General features: G+C 40.6%; 12 protein-coding genes. 6 read left to right on the top strand and 6 right to left on the bottom strand.

Annotation, left to right across the window (positions count from 1 at the left end):
* Positions 1 to 260 precede the first annotated feature (260 nt).
* The 3 genes from rny to AQPE_RS22085 form a co-directional block, all read right to left on the bottom strand.
* The gene (gene rny / locus AQPE_RS22095) at positions 261 to 1,811 is read right to left on the bottom strand and encodes a ribonuclease Y (RefSeq protein ID WP_318348652.1); all 1,551 of its coding nucleotides are present in this window, start codon (positions 1,809 to 1,811) and stop codon (positions 261 to 263) included.
* Between the two features lie 128 nt (positions 1,812 to 1,939).
* Entirely contained in the window at positions 1,940 to 2,233 is a 294-nt protein-coding gene (locus tag AQPE_RS22090; RefSeq protein ID WP_318348651.1) for a cell division protein ZapA, read from the bottom strand.
* 11 nt (positions 2,234 to 2,244) lie between these two features.
* Positions 2,245 to 2,463 carry a hypothetical protein gene (locus AQPE_RS22085; RefSeq protein ID WP_318348650.1) on the bottom strand — a complete coding sequence of 73 codons (219 nt, stop codon included), beginning with the start codon at positions 2,461 to 2,463 and terminating at the stop codon, positions 2,245 to 2,247.
* A 217-nt stretch (positions 2,464 to 2,680) separates the two neighbouring features.
* Between AQPE_RS22085 and AQPE_RS22080 the strand changes: the two genes are divergently transcribed.
* From AQPE_RS22080 to fabD, 4 genes are all read left to right on the top strand, one after another.
* Positions 2,681 to 4,405, top strand: coding sequence for a M23 family metallopeptidase (locus AQPE_RS22080; RefSeq protein WP_318348649.1), 1,725 nt, complete (start codon positions 2,681 to 2,683; stop codon positions 4,403 to 4,405).
* Entirely contained in the window at positions 4,405 to 5,460 is a 1,056-nt protein-coding gene (locus AQPE_RS22075) for an anhydro-N-acetylmuramic acid kinase (protein ID WP_318348648.1), read from the top strand. Before AQPE_RS22080 ends, AQPE_RS22075 begins: the two co-directional genes overlap by 1 nt.
* Before the next feature lie 209 nt (positions 5,461 to 5,669).
* Entirely contained in the window at positions 5,670 to 6,872 is a 1,203-nt protein-coding gene (locus AQPE_RS22070; protein WP_318348647.1) for an aminotransferase class V-fold PLP-dependent enzyme, read from the top strand.
* Positions 6,873 to 7,217: 345 nt separating this feature from the next.
* Positions 7,218 to 8,102, top strand: coding sequence for an ACP S-malonyltransferase (fabD, locus tag AQPE_RS22065; RefSeq protein WP_318348646.1), 885 nt, complete (start codon positions 7,218 to 7,220; stop codon positions 8,100 to 8,102).
* Positions 8,103 to 8,219: 117 nt separating this feature from the next.
* Here fabD and AQPE_RS22060 read toward each other — a convergent pair whose 3' ends face one another.
* Together AQPE_RS22060 and AQPE_RS22055 are read right to left on the bottom strand one after the other, a co-directional pair.
* Positions 8,220 to 8,654, bottom strand: a complete 435-nt coding sequence (locus AQPE_RS22060) for an NUDIX hydrolase (protein ID WP_318348645.1) — start codon at positions 8,652 to 8,654, stop codon at positions 8,220 to 8,222.
* A 104-nt stretch (positions 8,655 to 8,758) separates the two neighbouring features.
* Positions 8,759 to 9,547 carry a C40 family peptidase gene (locus AQPE_RS22055; protein WP_318348644.1) on the bottom strand — a complete coding sequence of 263 codons (789 nt, stop codon included), beginning with the start codon at positions 9,545 to 9,547 and terminating at the stop codon, positions 8,759 to 8,761.
* Positions 9,548 to 9,710: 163 nt separating this feature from the next.
* Between AQPE_RS22055 and AQPE_RS22050 the strand changes: the two genes are divergently transcribed.
* Together AQPE_RS22050 and AQPE_RS22045 are read left to right on the top strand one after the other, a co-directional pair.
* Positions 9,711 to 11,774, top strand: a complete 2,064-nt coding sequence (locus tag AQPE_RS22050; RefSeq protein ID WP_318348643.1) for an HD family phosphohydrolase — start codon at positions 9,711 to 9,713, stop codon at positions 11,772 to 11,774.
* A 79-nt stretch (positions 11,775 to 11,853) separates the two neighbouring features.
* Complete coding sequence (locus AQPE_RS22045; protein ID WP_318348642.1) at positions 11,854 to 12,585, top strand: class I SAM-dependent methyltransferase; 732 nt, start codon at positions 11,854 to 11,856, stop codon at positions 12,583 to 12,585.
* Between the two features lie 9 nt (positions 12,586 to 12,594).
* Here the strand turns inward: AQPE_RS22045 and AQPE_RS22040 are convergent, their stop codons facing one another.
* Positions 12,595 to 12,795, bottom strand: coding sequence for a hypothetical protein (locus AQPE_RS22040; protein WP_318348641.1), 201 nt, complete (start codon positions 12,793 to 12,795; stop codon positions 12,595 to 12,597).
* Positions 12,796 to 12,812 lie beyond the last annotated feature (17 nt).

Below are 12,812 nucleotides of genomic sequence, written 5' to 3'. Positions count from 1 at the left end.
ACGCAAGGGAAAAGTTCTGTACTGCTTTTTCATTATCCTGCATATGGAGAAAGCTATCTGCGCAACCTTTTGATTGGCCAACGAAGGTTTCTGTCCGTCTTGCTACAAAGGCAGTGCAAATTGGCAACAGGGTAATGAGAAATAATGAAGGATACCTGTTTTATATCTTCGACAAAGCCAAGCATATCCCCAAAAAGAAAGGCCGTCCCAAATTTCACTTGGTGACGGCCTTATATTTTAGACTCTAAAGTACAGGTAAACTATTTGGCATAGCTAATTGCACGCATTTCGCGAATAACCGTAATTTTAATCTGACCTGGATAAGTCATTTCATCCTGAATGCGTTTGGCAATATCGAATGATAATTGTTCTGAATCTTTATCGCTGATCTTATCGCTTCCAACAATGACGCGCAACTCGCGGCCCGCCTGAATTGCATAGGTTTTCAGTACTCCCGGATACGAAAGCGCCAATTCTTCCAATGTTTTCAGACGTTTGATGTACGATTCAACCACTTCGCGGCGGGCTCCCGGACGGGCTCCTGAAATGGCGTCACAAACCTGAACAATTGGTGAAAGCAATGAAGTCATTTCTACTTCATCGTGGTGAGCACCAATAGCGTTGCAAATGTCCGGTTTTTCCTTGAAACGTTCGGCCAGCTTCATACCTAAAACTGCGTGTGGTAATTCCGGTTCGTCATCGGGCACTTTACCAATATCGTGCAACAATCCGGCGCGTTTGGCTGCCTTGGCATTCAGGCCCAATTCTGTGGCCATAATGGCGCATAAGTTGGCAACCTCGCGTGAGTGCTGCAACAGGTTTTGTCCGTATGACGAACGATATTTCATTTTACCAATCAAGCGGATCAGTTCAGGATGCAATCCATGAATACCCAAATCGATGGTAGTGCGTTTACCGGTCTCTATAATTTCTTCTTCGACTTGTTTGCGTACCTTCTCAACCACTTCCTCGATACGGGCAGGGTGAATACGACCATCAGTAACTAATTGATGCAAAGCCAAACGGGCAATTTCGCGGCGTACCGGATCAAATCCAGAAAGAACAATGGCTTCAGGTGTATCATCTACAATAATTTCAATTCCGGTAGCTGCTTCCAGTGCACGGATATTACGACCTTCACGACCAATGATGCGACCTTTAATTTCGTCACTTTCGATGTGGAAAATGGTAACCGAGTTTTCAATGGCAGTTTCGGTAGCAACGCGCTGGATGGTCTTTACAACCACTTTCTTGGCTTCTTTGTTAGCCGAAAGTTTTGCTTCTTCCATGATCTCGTTGATGTACGACATCGCTTCGGTTTTAGCTTCGTTTTTCAACGAATCAACTAACTGAGCTTTTGCTTCTTCAGCCGACAATCCGGAAAGGACTTCCAGTTTTTCCAAATGCTGACGGTGAAGGCTCTCCACTTCATGCTCCTTCTTTTCCAGAAGCTCAAGCTGATTATTCAGATTCTCGCGAATAACATCAACTTCATGTTTCGAAGATTCGAAATCTTTAATTTCGCGGTTTAGTTCGTCTCTGCGTTGGTTGATAGAGGTTTCGCGCTGTTTCAGTTTTGCTTCAAAGTTGTTAACCTTACTGCTCTTCTCATTGATGTATTCTTCATGTTCAGATTTTAATTGAAGAAACTTCTCTTTGGCCTGTAAAATTTTATCTTTTTTTATGACCTCGCCTTCAGCAATAGCCTCGTTAACGATCTTCGATTTTTTACTTTTCAGGGCTTTGTCCCACATAAAATAGGAAAGGACTCCACCACCTAGTAAGCCAGATATGGCATATATTATCTCCATTTTTAGATATTGTTATTTATTAAACTTGTTTATACTAATAAACCCGCATTTTTAATTCAAAAGCCAGAAATCCATTAGAATTCCGGAATTTAAATAAAAAATGCGGGTTTTTGAATCTATGATAAAAATTATTCTCTCAATGACAAATAATCACCTAAGTCTTCGTCGAGTTTTTTCAACCCATCGAATAAAGGCGACTGATCAACTTTTTCTTCTAAATCAATATTTTTCACTACAAATTGGAAAGCGGCCATCGCTATAAAATCCTGTGAATCACTATTGACGTACTTTTGACGGTACTGCAGAACGATATCGTTTATTATTTTAGCAGCTTTCCGAAATTTCTCTTCATTCTCTTTTTCGACCTTCAACGGATAAGTACGTCCGTCGATCTTAATATTTATAGAAAGCTTCTCTGTCATTTATCTTTGTATTACTGGTTTAATAGAGCAATACATTTATCAATTTCCCGCACTAATTTTTGTATTCTGTTTTTTGCATCTTTACTTTCGTCATCCGATACAATCAACATTTTTGCAAGCTTCAAATTTTCGTATTTCTGTTCAAGGATTTGATTTTCCTTTCGAAGTTGATTTATTGATTCTTCCAAGTCTTCGGTTTTTGCCAGGAGTTGTTGTTTCTCCTGCTTCAACGCCTCGTGTTTAGCAATGATCTGCTTAACCTTATACTCGAAATTTATCAGCAAATTTTTCTCCTGATCAGTCATTTCATTTTACTTTCATGGACAAAATTAACATTTTTGACCAATACATGAAATCTACAGGCGTTTATTTCGTTTTAGCCTAATTGAAACAATACTGTTTACAGCTTTAATAAGTTTTATAATTTCGCAGACCAAATAACATACAATGAAACGAATTCTGAATACTATCCTTTTTATCATCATAGGTTTAGCCACATTTTCTCAACCTTTGAATAAAATTGATCCCTATTATTACACCGTCCCTGTAAAGATTCCGGTTTACCTGGCAGGAAATTTTGCCGAATTACGGCCCAATCACTTTCATGGAGGTATTGACATTAAAACACAGGGAAGAACAGGGCTCGAAGTTGATGCCGCTGCCGATGGTTTTATTTCCAGAATTACAGTTTCGCCAACCGGTTACGGCAGGGCTTTGTATATCGATCATCCCAACGGAACAACTACCGTATATGGGCATCTCGAAAGTTTCGCGCCCCAAATTGACGAGTATATCCGGAATATTCAGTACGAAAAGGAAACATTCACGATCGACCAAACTGTTCCGCCAGGATTATTCCCGGTAAAAAAAGGTGAACAGATTGCCAAAAGCGGAAACGCCGGAAGTTCAGCCGGGCCTCACCTTCATTTCGAAATCAGGAGAACAAAAGAGGAAATCATGCTAAATCCGTTAATGTTTAACATGCCGGTGAAAGACAAACTGAAACCAATTATTCAGGCATTAATGGTTTATCCAACATCCGACGAATCGAGTGTTGCGGGCAAACAAACACCCCAAAAATTTGAGATCATAAAAACGCCAAATAACGGGTACCAGTTAAAAGTGAATCAACCCATTTCAGTTTACGGAAAAATCGGGTTTGGTGTGCAGTCTGTGGATTTGTTGGATGGTAGCCCAAACCGGTGCGGAATTTATTCCATCAAACTTTCGGTTGACAATCAGTTGATTTATTCATTTACATTAGATGAAGTGCCAATTGGTGAAACGAAGTATGTGAATTCTCAAATGGATTATGCATTGGCCATGCGCTCCGGACAAAAGCTTTACCGGACATGGATGGAACCGGGAAACAAATTGCAAATTTACGACGCGGTTGAAAACAGAGGAATTTTTGATGCTACCGATGGAAAATCACACGTTGTGAAATACGACCTCTCCGATGTTTATGGTAATTCATCGAACCTCGCATTTAAAATTCAATCCAAAGAATTTAAGGTCAACCCAATACCAACTAAAGGCGAATTGTTTAAATACAATAAGCACAACCAAATTAAAGATGAGGGCATTAAATTTTCAATTCCGGAAGGTGCATTGTATAGCGATGTCGACTTTCAGTATAAAAAGCAACCTGCTCTTTCCAAATTTTATTCACCGGTTTTCCAACTGCACAACGGCCAGGTGCCGCTACATTTTGCCTGTCCACTGCGAATAAAAGCCGTAAATCTGCCTGAAAATCTGCAAAGCAAAGTAATGTTGGCTCAAATCAATCCTACCTCCGGAAGAATTTATTCGGCGACTGGTAAATACGACGATGGCTGGGTGGAAGGAAATATCCGTACACTTGGAAGCTATGCCCTGGCTGTTGACACGGAGGCTCCTAAAATTGTTTCGTTGAATGTGGCCGATAAAAATGGGAAGAAGGATACCAGCAGTTTGAGATTCAAAATTACCGACAACCTTTCGGGAATTGAAAACTTCAGGGGAACAATTGATGGCAAATGGGTTATGTTTGAATACGATTTGAAAAACAATTTACTTTCCTATACGTTTGATAAAACACGGTTCAAATTTGGCGGAAATCACCAATTAAATCTCGAAGTTACTGATTTTAAAGGCAACACGAGTACTTATAAGACAAACTTCAATAAATAATGGAAAGCTATGTCAGCATCGGTGTAATGTCAGGAACCTCGTTGGATGGTTTAGATTTGGTTGCTTGTCGGTTTACTTTCGACCAGTCGTGGAACTATGAGATTCTAAAATCGCTGACGATTCCATATTCGCACAAATGGGTTACCAAACTTTCGACTGCTACTGAATTAAACGCACTGGATTTTGCATTTCTGAATAACGATTTAGGCAAATTTATCGGGAAACAGGTCGCCGAATTCTGTGCTGATCTTCCTCAAAAACCCGATTTGGTTTCATCACACGGGCATACGATTTTTCATCAACCTGAAAACATGCTTACGGTCCAGATTGGCAGCGGAGCATCAATTGCAGCTTATTCAGGCTTGAGAACGGCCTGTGATTTCCGCACTCTTGATGTTGCACTCGAAGGTCAGGGCGCTCCCTTGGTGCCGGTTGGAGACGAACTTCTATTTGGCGACTTTGATTTTTGTTTAAATCTGGGTGGAATTGCCAATATTTCTTTTTCAGAAAATGGAGAAAGAAAAGCTTTTGACATTTGCCCTGCAAACATGGCTTTTAACCATTTCATCAAAGAATTAGGTTACGAATACGACCTCGACGGCAATTGCGGACGCACCGGTCAGGTTCAGGAAGAGTTACTTCGATTACTAAATGACCTTGAATTTTACCAACAGAAAGGGCCAAAATCACTTGGCCGCGAGTGGTTTGAAAACGATTTTCTGCCACTAATTAACTCGTTTCAGCTCGCTCCAAACGATGCACTCCGAACGCTTTACGAACATGTTTCTGACCAAATATGCCTTGCTGTTGACCAATATCCGAAAGGTAGAATGCTAATTACAGGTGGTGGCGCCCACAATGTGTTCCTGATTGAACTGTTCAGCGAAAAAACGAAGCACAAAACCATAGTGCCTTCATCGCAAATAATCGATTTCAAAGAAGCGATTATCTTCGCATTTTTGGGAGTCCTCCGTCTTAGGGAAGAAGCGAATTGCCTGAAATCAGTCACCGGAACCAATCACAATCATTCCGGAGGAGTGATCTATCTTCCCTGACTATAACTGGAAAAAGTCATTAGTCATTGGGAAATAGTTTAAAAGCAACTTTCCTGATGACTCATGACTTTTTCCATTGACATTCAGTCGAATACAGCTTCTTACCACCAAAGTTCGAACAGAATAACTAATGTGAAACTACTTGAATAAAATCATGAATTACTCTTTTCAGGAAGCCTAACTTTAGAGGGAAACTAAAACCTGACATTATGAAATTCGATCCGGCCTCAAACATTCAGCATCTTAAACAATTTGGCGAATTTGGCGACGTCAATCCTTCCATAACGGACTCATCGACCTACACCTTTTTAAAAGCCGGTGACATGGAAGAAACCTTCCTTGGACATACCGAAGGTTGTTTTCTCTACTCCCGACACTGGAATCCAACCAATAAATACCTTGCTGATGCACTGGCTGCAATGGAGGATACGGAATCGGCATGGATTACAGCTTCGGGAATGGCGGCCATTACATGTTCACTGCTCCAGGTTTGCAGTGCCGGTGACCACATCATCACTTCGGTAACTACTTATGGAGGAACTTATGCCTTCCTGAAAAACTACCTGCCAAAGTTCAATATTGAAGTTACTTTTGTTGACATTTCAAACCTTAAGCAAGTTGAAAACGCAATAAAACCAAACACCAAAGTCATTTATACCGAAAGTGTTACAAATCCACTTTTGCAGGTTTCTGATGTTCCTGAATTAGCAAAAATTGCACATCGGAATAATGCACTTTTGATGGTCGACAATACGTTTACGCCAATGATCATGTCGCCAGCCAGACTGGGTGCCGATATTGTGGTTTATAGCATGACCAAATTCATCAATGGTAAAAACGATTGTGTTGCCGGAGCTATCTGCGGAAGTCGCCAGTTTATTGACGATCTTTCGAATGTAAACAATGGGACAGCCATGTTACTCGGGCCAGTGCTCGATCCGCTTCGTTCGTCTTCCATACTTAAAAATTTGCATACTTTACATTTACGCATTCGTCAGCACAGCAAAAATGCCATGTTTTTGGCTCAGGAATTATCGAAGGCAGGCCTGAAGCTTTCGTATCCCGGACTTGAAAATCATCCACAGCATAAACTGCACAAATCGTTGATGAATGAAGAATATGGGTTCGGTGGAATGCTGGCCATCGATTTCGGCACAGTTGCCAAAGCCAATCAGGTGATGCAAAAAATGCAGCATGCCGATGTTGGTTATCTGGCGGTCAGTCTGGGCTATTTCAAAACGCTTTTCAGTTGTTCCGGCAAAAGCACTTCTTCGGAAATTCCGGATTCAGTTCAGCAACAAATGGGACTTTCTCAAGGCCTGGTTCGCTTCTCTGTTGGATTAGATAATGATATTTCGAACAGTCTGAATTCAATTCTGGATATTTGCCGGGAAGAAGGGGTGATTGGGTAAAAGGGTTGTCATTGTTAGATTTGTTGTAGCTGTTGTCTGAGACATTTGGGTTGTTCCGGATAACTCCGGAGGAGTGAAATATTTATAGAATTGTATTGAACAAGGGAAATCCGTTCGCGAAATTTTTCTATTCGAAGTGGATATCTTGTTGCGAACGGAATAACTTTTGGGTTTAAATGAGACTAAAACTTGTTTATTCGACATTTATAATCAAATTTCAATAACCGAAAAGTACTATATTTGCCGCCGATAAAAATTTAAAAACGACAATTGAAGTAATCAGGGTTTGAAAGTACTTAAGGCACTCCGAACTCTAGGCACTCCGAACTTTTAAAATTTATAAGTATGAAAGCATATGTATTTCCAGGACAGGGTGCACAATACCCGGGAATGGGTAAAGACTTGTACGAAAAATCGCCTTTAGCCAAAGAACTTTTCGAAAAAGCCAATGAAATTTTGGGCTTCCGTATTACAGACATCATGTTCGACGGAACTGACGAAGATTTAAGACAAACCAAAGTAACCCAACCCGCTATCTTTTTGCATTCGGTTTTACTGGCAAAAACGCTTGAAAACTTTCAGCCTGAAATGGTTGCCGGTCACTCACTGGGCGAATTTTCAGCCTTGGTTGCAAACGGCACTTTAAGTTTTGAAGATGGTCTTCGTCTGGTTTCGAAACGTGCTCAGGCCATGCAGAAAGCTTGCGAAGCAGAGCCATCGACTATGGCTGCAATTGTTGGTTTGGACGACGAGATTGTTGAAGAAGTTTGTGCTTCGATAGACGAAGTTGTTGTTCCTGCAAACTACAACTGCCCCGGACAATTGGTTATTTCAGGTTCGTTTGCCGGTATCGACAAGGCTTGCGAAGCTATGACTGCCCGTGGCGCAAAACGTGCTTTGAAATTAGCTGTTGGCGGTGCTTTCCACTCTCCGCTTATGGAACCGGCACGCGAAGAACTAGCTGCTGCCATTGAGGCAACACCTTTCACAACACCTGTTTGTCCGATTTACCAGAATGTAAATGCAGCCCCAACAAGCGATCCTGAAGTCATTAAAAAGAACCTGATTGCACAGTTGACAGCTCCTGTGAAATGGACGCAAACTGCAAAAAACATGATTGAAGGTGGCGCAACTTTATTTACCGAAATCGGCCCGGGAAAAGTACTTCAGGGATTGATCAAAAAAGTTGACAAGGCTGCTGAAGTGGCCGGAGTGCAAAGCTTCGAATAGTCATTCGAAAAGAGTCATTTGTCATTAGAGAAATAGGGAACTGCTGGCTGAATGCCGTCAGTTTTTGTTTGGGGCATATTTAGTCAGGGTTTCACTTAAAGTGAAGCCCTGACTAGTTTAATCAAATCGATGTTGTTTTAGAATCTCGGTTTTAAATTCCTCCAAAATCTGTTGGTGATCAAAAGCCAATTCAGGAAGTTGATTGAGTGGAAACCATTGTGCTTTGGCGGCATCATCACCAGCATTGGCTATCAATTCATCCTCAGTAAAAGCATAAAAAAGCACTGAAATGGTGCGATGACGCGGATCTCGGTTTACTCCACCGTAGGCGCGGAATTGTTTCATCTCCCCCACCCTCAAACCGGTTTCTTCTTCCAGCTCACGACGACAGGCAGTTTCAAGTTCTTCGTCCATTTCGATGAACCCACCGGGGAGCGCCCATTTGCCTTTGAATGGATCGCGGCCGCGTTCAATCAACAGAACAGTATTTCGGTTACTGATTAAAATGGCATCAACGGTAACCGCAGGACGGGGATAATTGTAGGTGAACATGCTAAAGAGTGATTAGTTGTAAATGGTGAATGACTAATGAGAAAAAAGTCATTAGTCATTCGAAATATTTTATTACTTTTTTCTAATGACGAATGACATTTCTCTTAGTCTTTGATAATCCGTTTCATCACCCTCATTTGGTGGGTATATCGCTTGGTATCGACATTGAATATCCCAAACTGATCAACATTATCGATTCGCACCTGACCAGAAGCATGAATAATCTTATTCTTCTCCCAGATAATTCCCACATGGACAATCTGACCCTCTTCATTGTCAAAAAAAGCAAGATCGCCAGGTTTGGTTTCCTCAACAAAACTAAGCGCCTTTCCGCAGTGTACCTGCTGACTGGCATCACGAGGAATTTTGAATCCGGCCATTTTATAAATAATTTGTGTCAAACCCGAACAATCGATGCCAAATGGAGAGCGCCCTCCCCACAAATACGGTGCGTTGTAATATTTCAACGCCTGATCAATAATAACCTTTCGGATATTTGCGGGTTTCTTGTATGTAAAATTACCAGTATGGCGATAAACGTCGTATTGTATCGAAAACTCCTTCAGGTAAGGCCGCCAGCAGGGCAAGGTACTACCTGCAACAATCATCATGGTTTGTTCGGCATTTATCGGAATAATGTTAAAAATGTCGGTACTAACTGCAAAAGGCGAATGATCAATTTTCTGGTACGATTTTTCAGGAAGCGGGGTGATCATTTTCATATCGATCCAACCTTCGCAACCATCGAATGCAAGCTTTATATTAGCCCAGCCAAGCATAATTTCGTTGACGATAAAATGTTCGCCATATAAAATCTGGGTTATCATTTCGCTTTGCTCGGAGGGTTCCCTGCGAACAGGTATAATACTCAAACCTGAAATGCCATAATTCATAATGCAAAATATTACTGGAGCGTTCAATCTGGCGAATTAACAAAACCTCTTCAAACGATTCCTTTTGCCCGAAAATTCGAAGATTTTATTAATTTTTAGTTGATCAAAGATAAAACTTAACAGTTACTTTCTAAATTGCAATGGTTTTCAAATTCCAGAACTTATGAAAAAGTTATTAACCCAACTGAATCATTCTTATCATCTTTTCTACCTGGCGATGGTATTTATTGCCGGTATTGGCTTAATTTTTTTGGTATTTCCTGGAGAAAGCCGCTTTAAATACGAATTTCAGAAAGGAAGTCCCTGGAGACACGAAACACTGATTGCTCCTTTCAACTTTGCCATTTTGAAAACAGATGCTGAGGTAAAAGCAGAAACAGACTCGATACGGAACACTTACATTCCATACTTTGCACTAGACTCTTTGGTTGGAACCAACAAAACCAAAGAATTCTCAACCAACCTGACTAAATTAATCCTTGAAAATCCTGAATTTAAATCCATAAAGTCAATTTCAACTTTTCCGGAAATTCTGCGAAACATTTACAATTCCGGAATTCTACCTCGGTCAATAAGCACCTATGCTGAACTGAATGGGAAATCAGAAATCAGACAAATCAGAGGAAACAAAGCCATTAAATTACCGCTAGAAAAGATACGCTCCATCAAATCGGCTTATTTAGAATTGAATGACACCATTAGAAAGTTAGCAGGCAAATATTATCCGGAATTAATTCAAAAAATTAACCTGAGCGATTTTATTGCAGAGAACCTGAGTTTTGACGAAAAAATGAATCAGAACGAACAAAAACAGCTTCTCGACGAACTTTCATCAACAAAAGGAATGGTTCAGGCAGGCGAACGAATCATTTTTCAGGGCGATTTGGTTGGACCCGAAAAGTATATTATTCTCGAATCGCTAAAAAAAACCTACGAAACAAAGCGAGGCGACAACATCGAATATTTTCTTGTCATTGCAGGTCGAATTGTCATTATTGCCACGCTGATCGCTCTGATGTTCCTGTATTTGATTTTCTATCGCCGCGAACTTTTCGAACATAAACGCAAGCTAACCTTCATCATTATGATGATTGTAATCATGGTATTCTTGGCAGCCATTGCCACGAAAGTGAACGCTATTGATATTTATATGGTGCCCATGGCCATATTACCCATTTTAGTCAGGATATTTTTCGATTCGCGAACCGCTATTTTTTCACTGATGATCACCACGTTGCTAATTGGCTATTTCGCACCAAACAGTTACGAATTTATCATTATACAAATGATTGCCGGTATAATTGCCGTATTCAGCCTAAACAGATTACATAAACGGTCGCACATTGTATTTTCAGCGCTTTGGGTATTTTTATCTTACTCAATCGTTTATATTGCACTGGCCCTGGTTCAGGAAGGAAGCCTGAAAACCATCAACTGGACAACCCTCAAATGGTTTGGATTCAGCAGTCTGTTCATTTTTATTACTTATCCGCTCATTTATATATTCGAAAAAGTATTCGGGTTTGTGTCGGATGTTACGTTAATTGAGCTTTCAAACACCAATCAACCTTTATTGCGCAAGCTGGCTGAGGAAGCTCCCGGAACTTTTCAACATTCACTTCAGGTGGCAAATCTTGCTGAGGCAGTAATTCATAAAATCGGCGGAAACCCTTATCTGGTATATGCAGGAGCGCTTTATCACGACATCGGAAAAACCCACAAATCGGAGTATTTCATCGAGAATCAGGTCGCAGGAATGAATCCTCATGATAGTCTTGATTATTTGAAAAGTGCTGTTATCATTATCGACCATGTAACATACGGCGTACAGCTTGCCCGAAAATATAAATTACCCGAAGTATTGATTTCATTCATTACCACACACCATGGCACAACTCAGTCCAATTATTTCTACAAAAAATATCAAATAGAAAATCCGGGAATGGAAGTTGACACCACACTTTTCTCGTACCCTGGACCATTGCCACATAACAAAGAAATGGCTGTATTGATGCTTGTCGACGGAATTGAAGCAACAGCACACAGTCTAAAAGAAAAATCGGCTGCTGCTTTTAGCGAGATGATCGACTATATTGTGGATCAAAAAATCAAATCTGATCAGCTAATCGATGCCGACCTGACTTTACGTGATATTACTATCCTGAAAAGCACGCTGCTCGAAAAACTGGTCAGCATCTATCATGTTCGCATTGAGTATCCGAAGTAGAGCTATAAATTATGAGTTATAAGTTATGAATATGAACCCCACGAACCATTTAACAGTTTAATCATTCAACAATTGAACTATGTTTTACACCAGTATTGCTCCTCACTATCAACATATTTTCCCATTTAATCCGGCACAAATCGAATTTCTGAAACATGTGCTTCCATACAATGGAGCCCGGGTATTAGATGTTGGTTGCGCCACCGGCGATTTGGCTTTTGCGCTTACCCATTTTGGATTTCCTACCTGGGCCTTCGATTTCGATGTTCAGATGGTTCAGATTGCTAAACAAACCAAAACAGAAGAAGCCATGTTTCCGGTATTTGAACAAATGGATATGCGGCAAATCGATGAACGTTTTCCTGAATCCTATTTCGATACGGTTATTTGCTTCGGAAACACACTGGTTCATCTGTTAAATGACGATGATATTCGCAAATTCATCCGGTCGGCTTTTAAAGTTCTTTTGCCTGAAGGAAAACTAGCCATTCAGATTTTAAATTATCAGTACATCTTCGAAAATCAGATCAAATCGCTTCCGTTGATTGATAATGAATACGTTCGATTCGAGCGTAACTACGAATTTGAAAGTGATTCGGAGTTAATTGATTTCAACACCAAACTGACCATTAAATCAACTGGTCAGGAAATTATAAACTCGGCTAAACTTTATGCCATCCGACAAAGCAAACTTCAGAATATCTTAGAAGAAGCCGGATTCTCAGCCATTCAATTTTTCGGGAATTTTAATCGCGAGCCTTTAACAGCCTGCAGTTTGCCATTGGTTTTAACTTGTCAGAAAGAAAAATAGCGTGAAATTTCAGGAATTGAAAAAAGTGTAGTAAAATCTGATTGATGACATTAGCAACGGAATTCCCATCGTTACATATACCAGCGCAAGGTTCGCCGGAGAAACTAGCCCGGTTAACCGTAGCGTTACGCCCATCGTTATCATCGAAAACATCATGACGTAGCTTTTCAGGTTAAAAAACGAAAAAACTACGGGTCGCTCGGTTTCCATTGATTTGATGCGTTTGA

The organism is Aquipluma nitroreducens (assembly GCF_009689585.1).
GTDB lineage: Bacteria > Bacteroidota > Bacteroidia > Bacteroidales > Prolixibacteraceae > Aquipluma > Aquipluma nitroreducens.
This window is presented reverse-complemented; position numbering and strand designations above follow the sequence as displayed.